General features: G+C 71.4%; 16 protein-coding genes, 1 tRNA gene and 1 pseudogene. 11 read left to right on the forward strand and 7 right to left on the reverse strand.

What is annotated here, in order from left to right; genetic code table 11:
- Positions 1-66 precede the first annotated feature (66 nt).
- The 6 genes and pseudogenes from ACFYRY_RS36685 to ACFYRY_RS36710 all read left to right on the forward strand — a co-directional run bounded on the left by ACFYRY_RS36685 (position 67) and on the right by ACFYRY_RS36710 (position 9,444).
- A complete protein-coding gene (locus tag ACFYRY_RS36685; RefSeq protein WP_389155823.1) occupies positions 67-618 on the forward strand; it encodes an SSI family serine proteinase inhibitor in 552 nt (183 codons plus the stop codon).
- A gap of 265 nt (positions 619-883) precedes the next feature.
- Entirely contained in the window at positions 884-5,539 is a 4,656-nt protein-coding gene (locus ACFYRY_RS36690; RefSeq protein WP_389155826.1) for a PAS domain-containing protein, read from the forward strand.
- Positions 5,540-5,583: 44 nt separating this feature from the next.
- Positions 5,584-6,139: pseudogene (locus tag ACFYRY_RS36695) on the forward strand (hypothetical protein); the annotation flags it as partial.
- Between the two features lie 418 nt (positions 6,140-6,557).
- Positions 6,558-6,707, forward strand: coding sequence for a hypothetical protein (locus tag ACFYRY_RS36700; protein ID WP_389155829.1), 150 nt, complete (start codon positions 6,558-6,560; stop codon positions 6,705-6,707).
- Positions 6,708-6,759: 52 nt separating this feature from the next.
- Positions 6,760-7,380 (forward strand): restriction endonuclease subunit S, encoded by a 621-nt coding sequence (locus ACFYRY_RS36705; protein ID WP_389155833.1) that lies wholly within the window; start codon positions 6,760-6,762, stop codon positions 7,378-7,380.
- A gap of 3 nt (positions 7,381-7,383) precedes the next feature.
- Positions 7,384-9,444, forward strand: coding sequence for an N-6 DNA methylase (locus ACFYRY_RS36710; RefSeq protein ID WP_389155836.1), 2,061 nt, complete (start codon positions 7,384-7,386; stop codon positions 9,442-9,444).
- A gap of 129 nt (positions 9,445-9,573) precedes the next feature.
- Here ACFYRY_RS36710 and ACFYRY_RS36715 read toward each other — a convergent pair whose 3' ends face one another.
- From ACFYRY_RS36715 to ACFYRY_RS36735, 5 genes are all read right to left on the reverse strand, one after another.
- Positions 9,574-11,250: a long-chain fatty acid--CoA ligase gene (locus ACFYRY_RS36715; protein ID WP_389155839.1), complete on the reverse strand. Its 1,677-nt coding sequence runs from the start codon at positions 11,248-11,250 to the stop codon at positions 9,574-9,576.
- A gap of 172 nt (positions 11,251-11,422) precedes the next feature.
- Positions 11,423-11,992 (reverse strand): SigE family RNA polymerase sigma factor, encoded by a 570-nt coding sequence (locus tag ACFYRY_RS36720; RefSeq protein WP_389155842.1) that lies wholly within the window; start codon positions 11,990-11,992, stop codon positions 11,423-11,425.
- 171 nt (positions 11,993-12,163) lie between these two features.
- Positions 12,164-13,330 carry a lipid-transfer protein gene (locus ACFYRY_RS36725; RefSeq protein ID WP_389155845.1) on the reverse strand — a complete coding sequence of 389 codons (1,167 nt, stop codon included), beginning with the start codon at positions 13,328-13,330 and terminating at the stop codon, positions 12,164-12,166.
- A complete protein-coding gene (locus tag ACFYRY_RS36730; protein WP_389156251.1) occupies positions 13,327-13,764 on the reverse strand; it encodes an acyl dehydratase in 438 nt (145 codons plus the stop codon). Before ACFYRY_RS36730 ends, ACFYRY_RS36725 begins: the two co-directional genes overlap by 4 nt.
- A gap of 17 nt (positions 13,765-13,781) precedes the next feature.
- The gene (locus tag ACFYRY_RS36735; RefSeq protein WP_389155848.1) at positions 13,782-14,753 is read right to left on the reverse strand and encodes a bifunctional MaoC family dehydratase N-terminal/OB-fold nucleic acid binding domain-containing protein; all 972 of its coding nucleotides are present in this window, start codon (positions 14,751-14,753) and stop codon (positions 13,782-13,784) included.
- 217 nt (positions 14,754-14,970) lie between these two features.
- Here ACFYRY_RS36735 and ACFYRY_RS36740 point away from each other — a divergent pair, with 217 nt between their 5' ends.
- From ACFYRY_RS36740 to ACFYRY_RS36750, 3 genes are all read left to right on the forward strand, one after another.
- The gene (locus tag ACFYRY_RS36740; RefSeq protein WP_389155851.1) at positions 14,971-15,849 is read left to right on the forward strand and encodes a bifunctional DNA primase/polymerase; all 879 of its coding nucleotides are present in this window, start codon (positions 14,971-14,973) and stop codon (positions 15,847-15,849) included.
- A gap of 27 nt (positions 15,850-15,876) precedes the next feature.
- The gene (locus ACFYRY_RS36745) at positions 15,877-16,338 is read left to right on the forward strand and encodes a hypothetical protein (RefSeq protein ID WP_389155854.1); all 462 of its coding nucleotides are present in this window, start codon (positions 15,877-15,879) and stop codon (positions 16,336-16,338) included.
- An 80-nt stretch (positions 16,339-16,418) separates the two neighbouring features.
- Entirely contained in the window at positions 16,419-16,958 is a 540-nt protein-coding gene (locus tag ACFYRY_RS36750; protein ID WP_389155856.1) for a DinB family protein, read from the forward strand.
- Between the two features lie 127 nt (positions 16,959-17,085).
- Here the strand turns inward: ACFYRY_RS36750 and ACFYRY_RS36755 are convergent.
- Positions 17,086-17,172, reverse strand: a tRNA-Ser gene (locus tag ACFYRY_RS36755).
- 64 nt (positions 17,173-17,236) lie between these two features.
- The gene (locus ACFYRY_RS36760; protein ID WP_389155858.1) at positions 17,237-18,745 is read right to left on the reverse strand and encodes a S1C family serine protease; all 1,509 of its coding nucleotides are present in this window, start codon (positions 18,743-18,745) and stop codon (positions 17,237-17,239) included.
- Between the two features lie 256 nt (positions 18,746-19,001).
- Here ACFYRY_RS36760 and ACFYRY_RS36765 point away from each other — a divergent pair, with 256 nt between their 5' ends.
- Positions 19,002-19,829: a glycerophosphodiester phosphodiesterase gene (locus ACFYRY_RS36765; protein ID WP_389155861.1), complete on the forward strand. Its 828-nt coding sequence runs from the start codon at positions 19,002-19,004 to the stop codon at positions 19,827-19,829.
- Between the two features lie 138 nt (positions 19,830-19,967).
- Complete coding sequence (locus ACFYRY_RS36770) at positions 19,968-20,642, forward strand: ATP-binding protein (RefSeq protein WP_389155864.1); 675 nt, start codon at positions 19,968-19,970, stop codon at positions 20,640-20,642.
- Positions 20,643-20,705: the final 63 nt, after the last annotated feature.

A 20,705-nucleotide genomic window follows, 5' to 3' on the forward strand; every position in this document is an offset into this window, starting at 1 on the left:
CAGGGCAAAGTCGTTACCGGCGGTCGGGGGGCGCAACGTCCCGCGGCCCACCGCGTTAGTCAGGTCATGACACACGTCGCCCGGCGCAGCCGGTTCGCAGGGTTCACTCCTCTCCTTCTCGCCGTCGGCTCAGTCGGCGCCGTCGGGTCCGTGCCCATGGCCTCCGCCCTGCCGGCGGCAGCCGCCCCTGCCCCGCCGTCCACCGGGTTCACCCCTTCCACCCCCGCCGCCCTCGCCGTCCTCGCACCCCCGCCCGTTCCGGACGAGGGCCGGGGCGAGCCGGTCGGTGATCACCTCATCGTCACCGTGCGGCAGGCGGGCGCTCCCGCCGACGGGACGTACGAGGTGAACTGTCATCCCGGTCGGGGGACTCACCCCGACGTCAGCGGCGCCTGTGCCGTCGTCGACCGGAACACCTGGTGGGGGAGGGACGTCTTCGGGCCGGTGCCCGCGGACAGCGTGTGCACCCTGCAGTACGGCGGGCCCGCCACCGCTCATGTCACCGGAACCTGGGCCGGGCGACCCGTCGACGCGACGTTCGACCGCAGCAACGGCTGCGAGATCGGGCGCTGGGACCGCTTCGTGCCCCTGTTGCCCAAGTTGAGCTCAGGTTTCTGACTCCCGCCCTTCCATGGCGGACGCCCCGGCTCCGTAACGGTCCCTGAGAGGTTCCGCCAGGTCACATCGCGGTGAACCGGGAGCCCAGGCATGCGGAGGGGTATGCGGTCACATGTTCTACGTCACTTCGTCGTGCGACCTCCCTCCCATCCGGCGTCGCGAGCGCAACCGCTGCCCTTAGACTCCCTCGGGTGACACGTCGCGGGCAGGTTGGCAAGATGGCCCGAGCGGTCGGCAAGGTGCGGTAACAGGGAGGAAGCGTCGCGTGAGCAGCAGGCCATCCCGAGGCGCTGCTCGCCTCGCAGCCATACTGGATGCGCTTCCCGATGCGTTGGTGCTGGTCAACGCCAATGGGACCGTCGTCAACGCCAACACCATCGCGCTCGAGGCCTTCGAGACGCCGGGGACCGCTCTGGTCGGGCGCGGGCTGCTCGATCTGCTGCCGCAGTTCGACTCCAAGCTCATCCCCGGGTCCATGCGGCGGCCCGACCACATGGATCCGCGCGGGCGGACCAAGCCGGCCCGGATGATCGCCCGGCGGACCGACGGCACCGAGTTCCCGGTCGAGGTCACCAGCGCGAACCTCGAGAACGGCCAACAGGCCTACGACGGCTACGGCTACAGCGGCGACGAGCTGCTGATGCTCGTCGTGCGGGACCTGACCGGCACCGTCGACACCGAGGCCGAACTCGCCCGCTCGCAGCGGCAGACCGAGATGATCCTGCGCGCCGCGTCCGAGGGCGTCGTGGGGACGGACACGGACGGGCGGATCGTCCTCGTCAACCCGGCCGCCGCTCAGATACTGGGCTACCGGGCCAGCGACCTCGGCGGCCGTGAACTGCACGAACTCGTGCTGCACTCCCGTACCGACGGCACGCCCTTCCCGTACGAGGAGTCCCCGCTCGCCGACACCCTGCGCTCCGGGCGCAAGCACCGGGTGCGCGGGCAGGTGCTGTGGTCGAAGAAGGGCGACAGGGTTCCGGTCGACCTGACGACCGCGCCCGTCCGTGACGGCGACCAACTCGTCGGTGCCGTGATGACCTTCGCCGACCGGCGTCCGTACGACGCGCTCGCCGAGGAGAAGACGACCGTCGAGAAGCGCCACGCGGAGGAGTTGGAACGGCTCTCCGAGGAGCACGCCTCCGAGCTCACCGCGCTGCGCCAGAAGCACGTGACCGAGCTGGAGGAGATCCAGGAACAGCACGAGGAGGAACTCGCCGCGGGCGAGGAGCGGTACGCGGCGCTCGGTGAGCGGGAGAAGGACCGCTACGAGGCCCTCTCCGGACGCCATGAGCAGCTGCTGACGCTGCTCGCGCAGTCGCTGCGCGGCCCCCTCGACGAACTGCGCCGTGATCTGTCCGCGCTGGCCGCCGACGACGCCGGGCAGCTGTGGCCCGAGGCCAACCAGGTACTCCACCACCTGTCGGCGGGTTACTCGCGGATCACGACCCTCATCGACAACGTCCTCGGTTACCAGCGCCTCGACACCGGGGCGGCGAGCATCACCCGTACGAAGGCGATGCTCGACGCCGTGGTGGCGGCGGGCGTCGAGGGAGCGGTGGAGCTGATCGGGCCCGGACGGGTGCAGTTCGCCGTGCACGCGCCGCCCATCGAGGCCGAGGTCGACTCCCGGCTGCTCGCCACCGCGCTCGCCCACCTGGTCGCCGATGTCGCCGGCGTCGACGCGACCGGCAACGCGCCCGTGTCGACGGGCGGTTACATGGACAACACCGTCGTCGTGGCCGCGGCGCAGCGCGGCGAGGTCGTACGGATCGAGGTGCGCGGGCCGTACGCCGGGGGAGACCCGGTGCACGAGCCGATCGTGCGCGGAATCGTGCGGGCCCACGGCGGCGTGCTGCAGACCCACGAAGTGCCGGGCATGAGCGGCAATGCCTACGTCCTCGAAGTGCCTCTCGGGGGTGGGGCCGGGGCGGTCGCGGCTCCGGGACCGGCGGCGCTGGAGGCCGGACCCGGCGAGGTCGCGCTGCCCGAACAGGCCTCCTCGGGCGGCGGACGGCGGCGGGCCCGGCGGGCCACCACGGACGCCTTCCTGGAGATCGAGGCGGCGGGCCCCGAGGGCGACGGAACCGACCCGGAGGCCGTGGCGCCGACCGGGCGGCGCAGGCGGCGGGCGGCCGCCGCGCAGGAACCCGCGCCCGTCCCGGCCCAGGCCACGAGCGAGGCCGGTGAGGCGTCCGGCGGTACCGGGCGGCGCCGGGGACGGCCCGCCGAGATCGCCGGTGCTCCCGGCGGCGGCGATGTCACGGGTGGTGCCGGTGTTTCGGAAGGGGCGGTCGTCACCGCCGCCGAGCACGCGGCCGGCACCGCGGCAGCCGGGACCGGTCTGGGCGGGACGGTACCGCCGCAGGGCGTGCCCGAGGGGAGTCGTGCCCGTCGGGACGCCGGTGAACAGCACGCGCTGCCCCCGGCCCTGCCGGCCGTGGCCTCCCCCGATCCGGCCCGGACCGCCGGTCCGGCGGCCGGCGCCGAGGGTCCGCAGCAGCCGACCGGGCGCCGACGGCGGGCGCTGGCCGCCGCGACGGAGCGCGCCGCCGCCGCGCAGGAGGCGGGGCCCCGTACGGTGTTCGCCCTGCCGCCCGCCGCGGCGGACCGCACCACGGAGGGCCCGACCGGGCAGGCCGTGCCGCCTGCCGCGGCCACCACCGACGCCGGCGACACCACCGACGCCGCCACCGCTGCCGCGCCCGCCGCGGGCCCTGGTCCGGTTCCGGGCCCGATTCCGGAACAGGTGCAGGTTCCCGGCCAGGCGGGTGCCACCGGCGCCGGTGTCGACGACGGTCGGCACGACGCCGTGCCGCACAGCCAGGCCGACGACCACACTCCGCCGCAGCCGCACCCGACCAACGCGCCCACGGGGCGCCGTCGGCGGGCAGTCGGCCGGCCGGCGGAGTCGGAGATCGCCGCGGCTCCCGCGCAGGAGGTTCCGGCCCAGGGCGTCGCGGCACAGGCGACGCAGGTCCCGGCCGGTGCGCCCCAGCAGGGCGCTACGGCAGGACAGTCGGCGCTGCCCGGTCAGCCGGTGCCGGACGGGCAGGTGGGTCAGCCGGGCGCGCCGGCGCCCATGCCGGGCACGGTCGTCCACGGGGTTCAGATGGCGCCGGGCCTGTCGATCGGAGCGCAGGCCGCAGTCGCTCCGGTCACCGCGGTGCCGTCGGCACCGGGGCAGGGTGTCCCTGCCGCCGCGCCCGCGCCCACGACGGCTCCCGAAGCGGTTCCCGCGCAGAACGGCCCCGGTCAGCCCGCGCCAGGACAGCCCGTCGCGGGACAGCCCGTGCCGGACTCGGCCGTGCCCGCCCAGAGCGTCCCGGCTCAGGCCGCCCCGGCCGCACCCGACGTGCCGCACGCCAACGCCACCGGCCGGCCGCTCCCGGCCGAGGCCGCGCCCGGTCAGGTCGCCCCCGGTCAGGTCGCCCCCGGTCAGGTCGCCCCTGGCCATGCCGTTCCCGGTCAGGGCATCCCCGGCGCCCCCCAGAACCCACAGCCCGTACCACCCACGCAGACCGCACCGCCGGCACAGAGCGCACCGCCGACGCCGCCCGCGCAGACCGCCACCCCCGCTCCCGGCACCCCGGCGGCCCCGGCAGCGCACCCCCACGTCGCCCAGCCCCTCCCCGCCGAGGCGACGAGTGCGACCGGCGCGGCGCCCGCGACGCCCGCGGCACCTGCCCCCGCCGCCACACCCGCACCATCCGTGCCCGCGCCCACCCCGCCCACCGCGCCTCCCGACCCTGCGTTCGACCCGAACTCCACGCAGGGCAGGGCCATCAGCGTGCGGACGCTCGGGCAGGGGGTGCCGTTCACGCGGCAGGCCCAGGCGCCCCATCCGGTGACCACCCCCGCCTCCGCCCTTCCGTCGGCCACGCCTCCCCCGCATCAGTCGGGCGGCTCGGGTCGGCGTCGCAAGCTCGGTACCAGGACCGAACCCGCCGGCCACCCGGAGCAGACGGCCCGCCCGCATCCGCAGGCCGACCAGTCCCTCGTACCGCCGCAGGCCCAGCAGCCGCATCCCTCACTGGCCGGGCAGTCCCGGCTCGCCCAGGCGACCGAGGGCTCCGGGCGGTCGTACGCCATAGGGGCACCGGACGAGAACGCGGCCGAGGGCCCCGAGCCGTTGGACGGTCCGGGCGGTGCCATCGAGGTGGCGGACCCGCCACGGCCGCAGCCGATGGACGATGAGCTGCCGCCGGAGCCGCTCGACAATCCGCGGCGGCTGTTGGTGTGGCCGGCCCCGGACGTCACCACCCAGCAGGCGCTCAGCGACCGTGGCTACCGGCCGGTGATCGTGCACTCGCGCGAGGAGGTCGACGCACAGATCGCGGCCTTCCCCGCCGCGCTGTTCGTGGACCCGCTGACCGGACCGATCACCCGGACCGCGCTGCAGTCGCTGCGGCAGGCGGCGGTCGCGGCCGAGGTGCCGGTGCTGGTGACGGCCGGGCTCGGACAGGCCTCGCGGGAGGCGGCGTACGGCGCCGATCCCGCCGTACTGCTGAAGGCGCTGGCGCCGCGTGACACCGAGCAGCACCCGCCGCGCGTCCTGCTGATCGAGGAGCACGCGGAGATCGCGCTCGCGCTGACCGCGACGCTGGAGCGGCGCGGGATGCAGGTGGCCCGTGCGGCGAGTGACGCGGACGCGGTGACGCTCGCCGGGCAGCTCCGGCCGAACCTCGTCGTGATGGACCTGATGCAGGTGCATCGTCGACAGGCCGGGATCCTCGACTGGCTGCGCGCGAACGGCCAGCTCAACCGCACCCCGCTCGTCGTCTACACCGCCGCCGTCGATCAGGCGGACCTGCCGCGGCTGGCATCCGGCGAGACGGTGCTGTTCCTGGCGGAGCGGTCCACGAGCACCGAGGTGCAGTCACGAATCGTCGACCTGCTGGCCCGCATCGGCACCAACTGACGTACGAGGCGACACGGACCAGCCGGCGTCAGGGGCAAAGGCGCGGCATCACCGCACTCGCCGCTGCGGTCCTCGTCGCCTCCGCCGCGACCGTCGTGCCGCAACTGCTCGTCGGGCTGGTCGTCCAGCGCGCGCCCGCCGACCGGCGCGTCCGCCACGTCGAGGCTGTCTCGCGGGCCTGTTCACCGGCATCGTGGCGGCCCGGGTGCTCGGCGGCCTGATCGGCCAGGCCTTCGGCTGGTGGGTGGTGTTCGTGGGCGCGGTCGTTCTGACGGCCGTCCTCGGACTCGTGACCGCCCACGCCCTGCCCGCCGAGAATCACCCTCGCACCCGCTCCCTCTCCTCCGGCTTCGCCGCCCTGCCGTCCGTCGTCCGCCGCTCACCGGACCTGTGGCGCGCATGCGTACGCCAGGCCGGTATGTACGGTGCCTGGAGCGCCCTGTGGACCTCGCTCGCGCTGCTGCCTCCACCCCTGCCACCGCCAACACGGCGTACGTTGTGGCCGGCTTCGCGGGCGGCGCCACCGCTTCCGCCTTGGCGGGCTCGGCCTTCAGCCAGTTCGGCTGGGGCGGGGTGTCCGCGGTGGCGGGGCGTGGCTGACCCCTGGCACGTTGGGGTTTCCCGGCTATGGACGAGTCCGGTGCCAATGTTGTTGCTGCATCATCGAAGTGATGCAGCATTTGACGCGCACTTTGGTGCAGCACACGGGACCGTGTGACGCGAAGGTATCTTCGCAATGTGCGAAGTGGTCTTCGCACAAACGTGATAGCGTGAGGACATCGAGGCTGGGGCTCCAGGCTCGCTCGCGGTTGGCGTGGGCACGATCGCCTCGCATCTCACCACCGCGCCGCAAAAGTGACACCAAAAAACAAGTGCCGCGCCGCCCGACCAGGGGCTCAAACCAAGAAGGGCGACGCGGCCCTACCGCCCCACTCGTGGGGCCGGAGGGACAACTCTGATGCGAATTGTCAATGTCCATCATGCCTGGAACTGGCCTGTGCGGACCAGGAAGGCCACGATGGCACTGATCGTGATCGTCCTCGTGGTCGTCGCCTGCGCGGCGGGCCACGGCGCGACCGCGCTCGCCACGATCTTCCTCGCCGTGCTCGCCGTGCTCGTGGAGGAGTTGGTGCGCGTCGCTCTGCGGTACTGGCTGCGCACCGTCTGAGCCAGGTCGAGGAAACTGAGACGGGTCGTTCCGTGCAAGGAGGGTTCACACCATGGTTCTGGGCCAGGACTGGCGTACGGCCAAGGCTGCGCAGGTCCCACTGGGACGCCTCTCCCGCATCACGGCCGGCCCGTCCGGTTCCCTGCTCGACACCCTGCACGAGGGTCCGAGCGGCATCCCCGTCATCGCTCCGCCGGACATCACGGATCACCTGACCGTGGACACCAGGCGGCTGCGCCGGGTGCCGAAGGACCAGGCCGAACGGCTCGACCGGTTCGCTGTCCGCGAGGGAGACCTCCTTCTGGTCCGGCAGGGGACGCTCGGTCGACTGGCGCTGATCGAAGCCGACCAGACCAACTGGTTCTACAGTTCCTCGTGCCTCCGGATCCGTCCCGACCAGGACCAGATCCTGCCCCAATACCTGGCCGCCTGCCTGGCTCACCCCCCGGTTCAACGAGAACTGATCGGACAGGCTCTGCACGGCACGGTTCCCTCGCTGAACTCGTCGATCCTGAAGCAGTTCCCCGTGACCGTCGTCCCCCTGCACCGGCAGCGGGAGGTGGTGGCGGCACTTGCCGACATCGACGAGCAGATCTCCGTACAACAACAGATGCTCGACCGTCTGACGGCACTGCGGCCGTCGGTTTTCGATCAGCTGACCAAGGAAGAATGATCAATGGCGGAATCGCGCACGGGGCGACTCACGGTCGACCAACTGCAGGAACACATCGATCTCGCCGTGGACGAGCTGCGTGGGCTCGTCAGCAATACGGCTTATCCCGAGGTCATCGGCTCGCTGCTGCTCCTGAAGAGGGCGTCGGACCAACCCGGCCTGCTGCTCGTGCCGGACGATGCCCGATGGCCACGCGTCACCGCTCACAGCAACGCTTTGGGCGAGGCGCTCGACCGGGCGTTGTCCGCGTTCCACGCCAGCAATCCGGCCGACGTCCCCGACCTTTCCGAGACGGTCCGATTCGACCGCGTGCCCGGCGTCCGCTCGCTCCACCGGCTGGTCGGACACCTCGACCAACTGCCCCTCGGTGATGAGGATCTCGAGTTTCCGGACGGACTCGGCCTGGCGTACGACCGCTTCCTCGCCGACTTCTCGACAGCGGCCGGGCCGAGCGGTGGGGAGTTTTTCACCCCGCGAGCGGTGTGCCGACTGATGGTGGAACTGGCGGCCCCGCAGGAGGGGCAGTCGGTGTCCGACCCGTGCGCGGGGACCGGGGGCATGCTCCTGGAGGCAGCCCAGTACGTCGCCGAGCACACCGGGAGGGACTCGTCTCTCGCCCTGTACGGCCAGGAGATCAACAGCTCCGTGTGGCGCACCGGGCAACTCGACCTGCTTCTGCACGGAATCAGGAACGCGACCGTGACCCACGGTGACTCCCTCGTCGGCCCACTCCCGACCACCGACGACCCCGCACGCTTCGACCGTGTCCTCATGGCACCACCCCTGTCCGTCAAGTACTCACAGCAGGAAGTCACTCACCCGGAACGCGTGAGATATGGCTGGGCGCCCGAGTCCAAGGCAGACCTCATGTTCGTGCAGCTCGCACTCGCGGCGCTGCGCCCACAAGGCGTCGGTGCGGTGGTGACCCCGCACGGGGTGCTGTTCAGAGGAGGCGCCGAAGCCGGGATCCGCCGAGGGATCGTGCTGGACGGCCGCCTTGACGCCGTGATCGGCATCGGCCCCAACGTCTTCTACAACACCGGTATCCCGGCCTGCATTCTCGTCCTGCGCGGCCGCGGCACCTCCCCAGCAGAGGGCCCGGACAATGTTCTCTTCATCAACGCGGAACGCGAGGTGACCAAAGGGCGGACCAAGAATCGAATGGAAGCTCAGCACGTGGCGAAGATCGTCGATGCGTATCGCCGCCGTCAGGACCTCCCCGGATTCTCCCGTGTGGTGTCCGTTGGGGAACTCGCGGCCCACGACTTCAACCTCAACATTCGGCGGTACGTCGATACCGCCCCCCCCGCCGCACCGCTGTTGGACATCAGCGCTGCCCTGGTCGGCGGTGTTCCTCGGGCCGAGGTCGAGGCACACGCCCACGCATTCGACGTGTTCGCCATCAACGCGGAAAGCCTGTTCGACCCGGGTCGTCCCGGATACCTCGACTTCCTTCCTGAGGGCTACGAGGCGACGGCCGCTCGCATCCCCGTACTGGCCAAACCGCGCGAAGAGTCCTTCCTCCTGGACGTGCAACGGTGGTGGCAGCGCCAGACCCCTCTGGTCACGAAGCTGGCCGACGGGAATCATTCCTTGACCTCCCGGTTGCACGACCAGCTGGAGGATTCGCTCCATGCCGCCCTGGTGTCCGCGGACCTCCTGGATCGACAGCAGGTGATCGGCGTCGTGGCCTCCTGGTGGTCGATGCACTGGGACGACCTCAGAAGGCTGACGGCCGACGGTTTCCAGGGAGTGCTCGACCGCTGGCAGACAAGGCCGGGGCGCGTCAGCCTCTCCAGGCGTGGGCAACCCTGGGCAGGCGAGGGAGACGAGGCACACGACGCTGACGAGCTCGGTTCGTTGCAGGAACTGGTGCTGCATACCTTTGGGCTCAGCTTCCAACGGCTCGTGAAGGACGTCGTCGCCGCCGAGCGACAGAAGATGGTCGACACTTACCTGTCTTGGGGCGAACGGTATGGCACGCCCCTCGCGGATCTGGAACAGCGTTACCAGAATGCCTCGGCGCGGCTGCAGGAGCGATTGCGAGGCCTCGGCCACGTCTGACGCCTTCTCGCCCTGACGGTGGCGAGGTCGCCTACGACGACAGGGACGGACGGGTGCCGGGCAGGCGCCGAGAACTGTGCGCTGCGACCGCCTGCCCGGCCTTCTGCGTCCATCAGAGCTGCGTGACCTTCACAGCTGTGTGATGTCCAACTCTCCGTCCGCGTACCGCCTGCGCAGCACCTTCTTGTCGAACTTGCCGACGCTCGTCTTCGGTACCGCCTCGACGATCGACCAGCGCTCCGGGAGCTGCCACTTGGCGATGTGTCCCTCGTCGGCGAGGAAGGCGCGCAGGGACTCGAAGTCGGCGGTGGCGCCCTCCTTGAGGACGACCGTGGCCAGCGGGCGCTCGCCCCACCTGTCGTCGGGGACGGCGACGACGGCCGCCTCGGCGACGGCCGGGTGGGACATCAGCGCGTTCTCCAGATCCACCGAGGAGATCCACTCCCCGCCGGACTTGATGACGTCCTTGGCGCGGTCGGTGAGGGTGAGATAGCCGTCCGCCGAGATCGACCCCACGTCGCCCGTCTTCAGCCAGCCGTCCTCGCTGAACTTGTCGGCGGGGCGGAGAGGTTCGGCGCCGTGGCCGTTGTAGTAGGAACCGGCGATCCAGGGGCCCCGGACCTCCAGCTCGCCCGCCGACTCGCCGTCCCAGGGGAGGCGTTCGCCGCCGGGGCCGGTCAGGCGCGCCTCGACACTCGTCGGGAAACGGCCCTGCGTGAGCCGGTACCCGAACTCCTCGTCCGTACCCACCACGTGGGCCGGAGGACGGGCGATCGTGCCGAGCGGCGAGGTCTCCGTCATTCCCCAGGCGTGACAGACCCGCATGCCCAGCTTGTCGAACGCCTCCATGAGCGAGGGAGGGCAGGCCGAGCCGCCGATGGTGACCTGGACGAGGGAGGAGACATCGCGCGGCTTGGCGGAGAGCTCGCCCAGCAGGCCCTGCCAGATGGTGGGGACGGCGGCCGCGTGCGTCGGCTTCTCACGCTCGATCATCTCGGCGAGCGGGGCGGGCTGCAGGAAGCGGTCCGGCATCAGCATGTTCACGCCGGTCATGAAGGTCGCGTGCGGCAGGCCCCAGGCGTTCACATGGAACTGGGGGACCACGACGAGCGTGGTGTCCTGGTCGGTCAGGCCCATCGACTGGGCCATGTTGACCTGCATGGAGTGCAGGTAGACCGAACGGTGGGAGTAGACCACGCCCTTGGGGTCGCCCGTCGTCCCGGAGGTGTAACACATGGCGGCCGCCTGGCGTTCGTCCAGCTCCGGCCAGTCGTACGTCGTCGGCTTCCCGGCGATCAGGTCCTCGTACTCGTGCACCTGGACGGCGGCGTCCGCGAGGAGGGAGCGGTCCCCCGGCCCGGTCACCACCACGTGCTCGACCGTCTTGAGGTGCGGGAGCAGCGGGGCGAGCAGCGGGAGCAGCGAACCGTTGGCGATCACCACCCGGTCGGCGGCGTGGTTGACGATCCAGGCCAGTTGCTCCGGCGGGAGGCGGAGGTTGAGCGTGTGCAGGACCGCGCCCATGGAGGGGATCGCGAAGTAGCACTCGACGTGCTCGGCGTTGTTCCAGGCGAGCGTCGCCACCCGTTCGTCCCCGGAGACCGCGAGGTCCTCCCGCAGGGCGTGCGCCAACTGCGCGGCCCGCGCGCCGATCTCGGCGAAGGAGCGCCGGTGCGGATCGTCGTCACCGGTCCATGTGATCACCTGCGATGTGCCGTGGATCGTGGACCCATGGGTCAGGATCCTGGAGATCAGCAGCGGTACGTCCTGCATGGTGCTCAGCACGGCGTCCTCCCGTGGCGACATCGCCTACGCGGTAGTAAGGTCACCGCAGATTCTGCGCGCATACCGCTCGGTATGTCACTAGGGAGGGTGATCGATCACGTCATGTTGCGCTCATGGCGTGAGGACGGTAGGGGGCGGAGGGGTCGTATGGGTCGTAGGAGTTGCAACCGTGCGAGGGCCCGTCGGACGGGACCTAGCGGACCAGGACCAGCTCGGGGTCCTCGCGGAGCTTGCCCAGGGCGCGGGACACCGCCGACTTCACCGTGCCGACGGAGACCCCGAGTACCTCTGCCGTCTGGACCTCGCTGAGGTCCTCGTAGTACCTGAGGACGACCATCGCCCGCTGCCGGGCGGGCAGCTTCATGATCGCCTGCCACATCGCGTCGTGCAGTGCCTGCTGCTCGGCCGGGTCGTCGCCGGCGGGCATCGGTTCCGGCTCGGGCAACTCGTCGCACGCGAACTCGTCGACCTTGCGCTTGCGCCACTGCGAGGTGCGCGTGTTGAGCAGCGCGCGGCGCACATAGCCGTCGAGCGCACGGTGGTCCTCGATGCGCTCCCAGGCCACGTACGTCTTGGTGAGCGCGGTCTGCAGCAGGTCTTCCGCGTCGCTCGGATTCGCGGTCAGCGACCGGGCGGTGCGCAGCAGCACGGGCTGGCGGGCCTTCACGTACGACGCGAACGTGGGGTACGAAGTGGGGTACGAACGGGTCTGCGTCGCCGGTGCGGCGGCCGTCGAAGCGCTGGGGCAGACGGTTGTGGTCATGGCTCAACGCTATGAGCGAGGGCACCTGCGGCTCATCGGCCGTAGGTCCCGAAGACGAGTCCCCCTCAGGTTGTAGGGGTGGAGCTGGCTGCACCTCCTGAAGGTGGACGAGCAGACCGGACGTACTGCGGGATAACCCCTGAGGGTCATCCCCTCCGCGATCTCCACGGTTCACCCGTCCGAGGCCAGGACCAGGCCCGATGTCGGCACCCCCGTCCCCGCGGTCACCAGGACCCGGCTCGCCCCCGGTACCTGGTTCACGGCCGTGCCGCGAATCTGTCGTACGCCTTCCGCGATGCCGTTCATACCGTGCAGATACGCCTCGCCGAGCTGCCCCCCGTGTGTGTTCAACGGCAACGCGGCCCGGCGGACGAAATCCGCGGCCTCTCCCCTCTCGCAGAAGCCGAACTCCTCCAGCTGCATCAGCACGAACGGCGTGAAGTGGTCGTACAGGATCCCCACGTCGATGTCGGCGGGGGCGAGACCCGAGGTCCGCCACAGTTGCCGGGCCACCACGCCCATCTCCGGCAGGCCGGTCAGGTCGTCACGGTAGAAGCTCGTCATCTGCTCCTGTCCCCGGCCCGCGCCCTGGGCCGCCGCCGAGACGACGGTCGGCGGGTGGGGCAGGTCCCGTGCCCGCTCGACGGAGGTGACGACGAGGGCCTGGCCGCCGTCGGTCTCCTGGCAGCAGTCCAGCAGGCGCAGCGGCTCCGCGATCCAGCGGGAGGCGGCGTGGTCGGCGAGGGTGATGGGGCGGCCGTGGAAGTAGGCGGCAGGGTTGGTCGCCGCGTATCGGCGGTCCGTCACCGCCACCTGCCCGAAGGCCTCCGGGGTCAGACCGTACGTGTGCAGGTACCGCTGGGCCGCCATCGCCACCCAGGACGCCGGAGTGAGCAGCCCGAAGGGCAGGGACCAGCCCAGGGCGACCCCCTCGGCCGACGGCTCCCGGTGCTGCACGCCCGAGCCGAATCTCCGGCCCGACCGCTCGTTGAAGGCGCGATAGCAGACGACCACCTCGGCCACGCCCGTGGCCACGGCGAGCGCGGCCTGCTGGACGGTGGCGCAGGCCGCCCCGCCGCCGTAGTGGACTCGGGAGAAGAAGGACAGCTCCCCCATCCCGCAGGCCTGGGCGACGGTGATCTCCGGGCTGGTGTCCATCGTGAAGGTCACCATGCCGTCCACGTCGTCCGGCCCGAGGCCGGCGTCGTCCAGCGCCGCCCGCACCGCCTCCGCCGCCAGCCGCAGCTCGCTGCGCCCCGAGTCCTTGGAGAACTCCGTGGCCCCGATGCCGACGATCGCCGCCCGTCCGCCGAGGGCGTCCCGCGAACGGGCGCTCACCGCGGCCTCCTCGGCTCCCCGGGCTCCGCTCTCGGCACGGTGACCGTCACGGTGCCGGTCACGTGTCTGCCGATCGCGTTGGCTCCGACCACGCGGACGGTCACGGTGTCGCCGCCCCCCTCGCCGCCCACCTCGTCGGTCACGTCCTCGACGGTGCCCGTCAACACCATCGAGTCGCCTGGGTAGTTGGGGGCGCCGAGCCTGATGGCCACCTTGCGGAGCACCGCCCGGGGGCCGAAGTGGTCGGTGATGTACCGGCCGACCAGGCCGTTCGTCGTCAGGATGTTCATGAAGATGTCGGGGGAGCCCTTCTGCCGGGCCAGCTCGGCGTCGTGGTGCACGTCCTGGTAGTCGCGGGAGGCGATCGCGCCGGCGACGACGAGGGTGCGGGTGATCGGGATCTCCAGGGGCGGGAGTTGGTCCCCGGCCTTGATGCGATGTCCGGCCGCCCTCATCCGGTCTCCTCTCCGACGCGGAAGACCGGCAGCACCAACTCGTCCTCGTACTCCTGGAACTCGAGTCGCACCGGCTGCCCGATCCGCACCTTGTCGTACGGCACGCCGACCACGTTGCTGATCATGCGGACGCCTTCCGCGAGTTCGATCAGGGCCACCGCGTAGGGCGGGTCGAAGGCGGGGAAGGGCGGATGGTGCAGGACGACGTACGAGAAGACCCGGCCCTCGCCGCCCGCCTCGACGGTGTCCCAGTCGGGGGAGCCGCACGCGTTGCAGCCCGGCAGCCAGGGGAGACGGAGCGTCGCGCAGGCGGTACACCGCTGGATGAGCAGCCGGTGCTGTCGTACGCCGTCCCAGAACCCGGCGTTGTCACGGTTGACGACGGGACGGGGGCGCGTGGCGGGGCGGGATCGTGGCGGCTTGTCCGAGGACGGCGGTCTGCGTGCCGGGGCGTACTTGAGGATGCGGAAGCGGTGGGTGCCGACCAGGTCGTCGCCCGCCCGGACGTCCATCCGGGTCGTGACGAAGTACCCGGTGCCGAGCTTGGTCGTCTTCCGCTCGGACACCGACTCGATGACCGCATCGAAGGTGACCTCGTCACCGGGACGCAGAGCTCTGCCGTACTCCTGCTCGCAGTCGGTGGCGACCACCGATGTGCAGCCCGCCTCGTCGAGGAGGGCGAGCAGTTCGTCGTACGCCCCGGTCCGCGCGGTGTGACCGGACAGGCCGCCCATGGTCCACACCTGGAGCATGGTCGGTGGGGCGATCGCGTCCACGCCGGTGTACGCCGGATTGGCGTCGCCCATCGCCTCGCACCAGTGCCGGATCATGGGCGCGTTGACGGGGTCCTTGCCGATGCCGGCCACGGCTGCCCGCCGCCCCTCGAAAGCCTTCAGCCGCAGGTCCAGGGTGCCGTCACCGGACCGGCCGCGCTCGGGAGCCCCGCGCACCTCCGCCTTCTCACCCATCCTCGCCCCCTCACCGTCCACATCACGTGCCCACGAAGGTTTCTGACTGTCCGTCAGATACGGAGAGGTGTCAAGGCATCGCCCCACGGACAGGCCGCTCCGACGCCCCCCTCCCCGCCCACCGCCGCGAGACCAGAGCCACTCCCCCCACCCCACCTCTCGGGAGCCATGGTCACCCCCTCTTCCCTTTTTCGAACATCCGTACGAAAATAGAGCCATGGCCACCACCAACCGGCAGGCCACGACGCTGGCCCTCGCGCACGCCCTGTCAGCCGCCGAACGCGGACTGGCCGTCTTCCCCCTGTCCCGGACGAAGCTCCCGGCCCTGCGCTCACCCCACCGCGACGACCCCGCGGCCCCGCCCTGCCACGGCGAGTGCGGACGCTTCGGCCACGGCGTCTACGACGCCGCCACCGACCCGGCGCGCATCCGCGACCTGTTCGCCGCCGCGCCCTGGGCCACGGGGTACGGCATCGCGTGCGGCCTCCCGCCCCACCACCTGGTCGGTGTCGACCTCGACACGAAGTCCGGTACGGACGCCTCGGCCGCCCTGCGCGAGCTCGCCCTCCGGCACCTGTTCACGATCCCCGACACGGTCGTCGTACTCACCCCGAGCGGCGGCCGGCACCTCTGGCTGAGCGGTCCGCCGGACGTGGTCGTCCCCAACTCAGCCGGCCGGCTCGCCCCCGGCATCGACATCCGGGGCGCCGGCGGCTACCTCGTCGGCCCCGGCTCGCGCACCGACCACGGCGAGTACACCACCGTCCCCGGCACCGCCCACCTCGCCCCCGCGCCCTGCCCACCCGAGCTCCTGCGGCTCCTGCTGCCCCCGCCCCGAACCCACCACCCCACGCCCCAGTCCACGCCGCAGGCCTCTGGCGCCCACGGCCAGGGCCTGGTCCAGTTCGTCCTCGGCGCGCACGCGGGCCAGCGCAACACCCGCCTGTTCTGGGCCGCCTGCCGCGCCTACGAGAACGGCATCGGCCCCGACCTCGTCGCCCCGCTCGTCGACGCGGCCGTGAACACGGGGCTCAGCGAACGCGAGGCACGGGCGACGATCGCGTCGGCGGCACGGATGTCGGGACACCGGCCGTGAGGTCGTGAAGAACACAGGAGCACCACCATGCACCGCCGCCGTCCCGCAGCGCCGACCATGTCCCTCAGCCGCGTGGTCCTCACATCCGGCCGTTCACTCGACCTCGCCGAGCTGCGGCTCTCCTCGACGTACGGCGGGATGCCGGAGCACTATCCCTGCAAGCCGGTGAACGACGTACGGATCGAGGGCCTCGTACGGTCGGCCCAGCGGGCGTTCCCGGCCGCGCCGACGCATCTGGTGCCGCCGCCGCGTGAGCGTCCCCACCAATACACCGGCGCGTTCGGCCCCGTGGAGGTGCTGCCGTCGGTGGCGTGCGTCGGAGTGTTCCACTCCACGGCGCTGGCCCCGGGCAGCGACCCGACCCTGCACCGCTCCACCCTCACCGTCATCTGGTTCCAGTCCACTCCCCGAGTGCCGTACGACTGCGAGGCCGAACCCACGCTGCGGGAACTCCCCTGGGAGGAGCTGGCCTCGGACTACGAGCTGTAGCCCCTCCCAGATCCCCCTCCCGGATCGGAGCCGTAGAAATCCCTTTCCCAGGACACCGGCCGGTGTGCCAAGGTCGGTCGGTGACCGTCTCCCGATCCGACCTGCTGCGCCGGCAGTTCGACCTGACCTGGTCCCTGTTCGAATATCACCTGGACCGGCTGGAGCCCGAGGACTTCCTGTGGGAACCGGCGCCCCACTGCTGGACGGTCCGCCGGACCGCCGAGGGCGCCTGGGTACCGGACTGGGCGGAGACCGAGCCCGACCCCGTGCCCGTGCCCACCGTCGGCTGGCTGAGCTGGCACATCGGCTGGTGGTGGAGCGTGACCCTCGACCACCTGGAGGGCCGCCCGCCCCGGGACCGCACCGACGTCACCTGGCCCGGCCCCGGAAAGCCGACCGTGGACTGGCTGCGCGACCTGCGCACGTCCTGGCTGACCCGCCTCGCCGGCCTCACCGACCACGACCTGGACACCACGGCCCCCTTCCCCTGGCCGAACGACCCCGAACACACCCTCGCCGACATGCTCGCCTGGGCCAACGCCGAGCTGATGAAGAACGCGGCGGAGATCGGCCAACTGCGGCTGCTGCGATCGGCGTCCTCAGCCCCGACCGCCGCCTGACCGGCCGCCCACCGACTCCGGCACCGTTCCTGGCCGCCGGCGCACCGGCGAGTGGGCACCCCACACACGCGGAAGGGGCACCCCGTGACCGGAGCACCCCTTCTGACCCGCACTTTCTTACCTACTGCGGTGGGTGTGGGATTTGAACCCACGGTGACATCGCTGCCACGACGGTTTTCAAGACCGTTCCCTTAGGCCGCTCGGGCAACCCACCCCGCGTCGCCGGCTGATCGGCGGCGCGGGGACAAGAGTAACGGGTCGGTGCGGGCGGGTGGGTGTCAGCTGTCGCCCTGGCGGGAGCCCAGGGTGAGGTCCACGGTGTGGCTCTTGCCGCCGCGCTCGTAGGTGACCGTGACCTTGTCGCCGGGCTTGTGGGTCCAGATCTCGCCGATCAGGGTGGGGCCGGAGTCGATCACGTGGTCGTCGAGCTTGGTGATGACGTCGCCGGGCTTGAGGCCGGCCTTGGCGGCGGGGCCGCCGGCCTCGACCGCTTCGGAGCCGCTGGCGCCCTTCTCGGTGATCTGGGCGCCGCCCGTGCCGTCCTCCAGGGAGACCGACGCGCCGATCTTCGCGTAGACCGGCTTGCCGGTCTGGATCAGTTGCTGGGCGACGTACTTGGCCTGGTTGATCGGGATGGCGAAGCCGAGGCCGATCGAGCCGGACTGGGTGGTGCCGCCGAGGCCGCCGCCGCTGCTGGACTGGATCGCGGAGTTGATTCCGATGACGTTGCCCTGGGCGTCGAGCAGCGGGCCGCCGGAGTTGCCCGGGTTGATCGAGGCGTCCGTCTGGAGGGCGCTCATGTAGGAGGCGTTGGAGCCGCTTCCGTCGCTGGAGGCCACGGGGCGGTTCTTGGCGCTGATGATGCCCGTCGTGACCGTGTTGGACAGTCCGAACGGGGCGCCGATGGCGATCGTGGAGTCGCCGACGGCGACCTGGTCGGAGTTGCCGAGCGTCAGCGGCTTGAGGTCCGACGGCGCGTTCTTGAGCTTGATGACCGCCACGTCGTAGCCCTGGGCGTGGCCGACGACCTCCGCGTCGAACTTCTTGCCGGTCGGGAAGGTCGCCGTGACCTTGCCGCCGTCGACCGCGTCCGCCACCACGTGGTTGTTGGTGACGATGTGGCCCTCGGTGTCGAAGACGAAGCCGGTGCCGGTGCCGCCCTCGCCGCTGCTGCTCTCGGCCTCGATGGTGACGGTGCTGGGCAGCGCCTTGGCGGCCACGCCGGCGACCGTGCCGGGGTCACGCTTGACGGTGCCGCCGCTGTCGGAGGCGGAGACGGTCGTCGAGGAGCTGGAGTCGTTGTCCTTGGCGAGGGTGTAACCGAGACCGCCGCCCAGGCCGCCCGCCACCAGCGCGGCCACCAGGATCCCGGCGACCAGTCCGCCACGACCGCTGCGGGGCTTCGGCGCGGGCTGCTGGTAGGAGGCGCCCCAGTCGGAACCCCCGCCACCGGAGCCGCCGCCGTACGACGGGACGGTCGGCGGTGCCGGCGGCGGCCAGTCGCCCTGCGGGGCGGAGCCTTGGGGCTGCTGTCCCTGGGGCTGTCCGTACGGCCCCTGGGGAGCGCCGCCGCTCGCCGCGGGGTACGCGGGCGTCTGGCCGGCATGCGGCGGTGCCTGCTCCTGACCGCCGTGGTTGTCCGACGGAACCGGAGGGATCGGAGTCGTCGGGGCTCCCTGCGGGGGAGCGGGGTGCTCCTCGGGCGCCGACGCAGCGGGAGCAGCCACCGGCACAGGGGGTGCGGACGGGGCCGGGGGTACCGCGGTGCCCTCGTTCTCTGTGCTCACAGCTTGTCTCCTCGGTCCACGGCTGTTGTTTTCGGTCGCACTCGGTCACGCTCGTCACGTAGCTCAACGGTCCGGCGCGATGCAGCTGTGCATGTGTATTTGTATGCCGTCAGCTTTTCCCACGGGCCGTCAGAGCACCATAAGCGGTGCCTGTGCGTCCGGGATCACTCTTTATATAGGCCACCTCGGACATATGAGGCGCAATTCCGAGGCCTCCGTTCGCACGCGTACCCGCAGGCGGTGGCACCATGACGCGGTGACCCACGTACGACAGCACCGCACTCAGGTCGTCGCCCACCGCGGAGCCTCCGAGGAGGCCCCCGAACACACGCTGGCCGCGTACAGGAAGGCGATCGAGGACGGCGCCGACGCCCTCGAATGCGATGTACGCCTCACCGCGGACGGCCATCTCGTCTGCGTCCACGACCGTCGCGTCAACCGTACGTCCAACGGCCGCGGAGCCGTCTCCGCGCTGGAGCTCGCCGACCTCGCCGCTCTGGACTTCGGCTCGCGCAGGACGCGGGACTTCTGGCGCACGCGCGACGAGGAGCCCGACTGGGAGTTCCGTCCGGAGGACCGCGAGGAGACCTCGGTGCTGACCCTGGAGCGGCTGCTGGAGCTGGTGGCGGACTCCGGGCGGCGGGTGGAGCTGGCCATCGAGACCAAACACCCCACCCGGTGGGCGGGGCAGGTCGAGGAGCGGCTGATGCTCCTGCTGAAGCGCTTCGGGCTCGACGCCCCCGACTCCTGCGGTGACTCGCCGGTACGGGTCATGAGCTTCTCGGCGCGCTCGCTGCACCGGGTGCGGGCCGCCTCGTCGACCCTGCCGACGGTCTATCTGATGCAGTTCGTCTCGCCCCGGCTGCGCGACGGGCGGCTGCCCGCCGGTGTCCGGATCGCGGGCCCGTCGATCCGGATCGTGCGCAACCATCCCGCGTACATCGAGCGTCTGAAGCGGGTCGGCCACCAGGTGCACGTGTGGACCGTGAACGAGCCGGAGGACGTCGACCTCTGCCTCGACCTGGGGGTCGACGCCATCATCACCAACCGTCCGGCGGCGGTGCTGCACCGCCTCGGCCGCTGATTGGTCAAGACCTGTGAAAGAACCCTTGACCCAGCCACTCCCCTGACGCCATCCTCCAGCTCGGCCATAACGACGAAATCCGGCCAGACCACTACAGGGTGTGCTCCGGCGCGTTCGTTCCGTGTTCGAAGTGTGCGAATGCGTCATCGGACCTGGATTGGCCGGTTTCCGGTTCAGGCCAATGGGGCATCCACACCGTGGCGTGGGGCAAAGGAGGTCTCGGGGGTGGCGTTGGTGGTGGCACAGGAGGTGCCCGCGTCGTCGAGCATGGCCGTACCCCATGGCCCTGCGGGCGTGGGCGAGGCGCGGCACCGCATGCGGGCGCAGCTACGCAGGGGCGGTGTGTCGGAATCGGTCATCGACGACGCCGTACTGATCCTGTCCGAACTCTTGAGTAACGCGTGCAGGCACGGCCGGCCGCTGGGCGACGCCCTTGCCGGGGACGGCGATGTCCGCGCCGCCTGGCAGGTGGACCCCCTGGGCAGACTCACGGTCGAGGTCACGGACGGCGGTGGGCCCACCCGCCCCGCTCCGGCCACGCCCTCGGTCACCGCGCACGGCGGCCGCGGGCTGAACATCATCACCGCGCTGGCGGACGACTGGGGCGTACGCGACGACACCCGGGGCGAGGTCACGGTGTGGGTCGTGGTCCATGTCGACGTGCACGATCCGGACGCCGGGCACCGCCACGACGACTTCGCCGCCCGCTCCCCGGCTCGCGACTTCGCCCGGGCGGGAGGCGCCTCCCTGGGGCCCTCGGTGTCATCGGTGCCAGGCCTGGACTTCGCGGACGCGTTCGACGACCTGGACTGACCACGAGCGACGGACCCAGGTGACCCGACCGGTCGACGGGGGCGAAGGCGCGGTCGGCTGACA

The sequence above is a fragment of the Streptomyces sp. NPDC005263 genome, from assembly GCF_042872365.1.
In the GTDB taxonomy this organism is placed as follows: domain Bacteria; phylum Actinomycetota; class Actinomycetes; order Streptomycetales; family Streptomycetaceae; genus Streptomyces.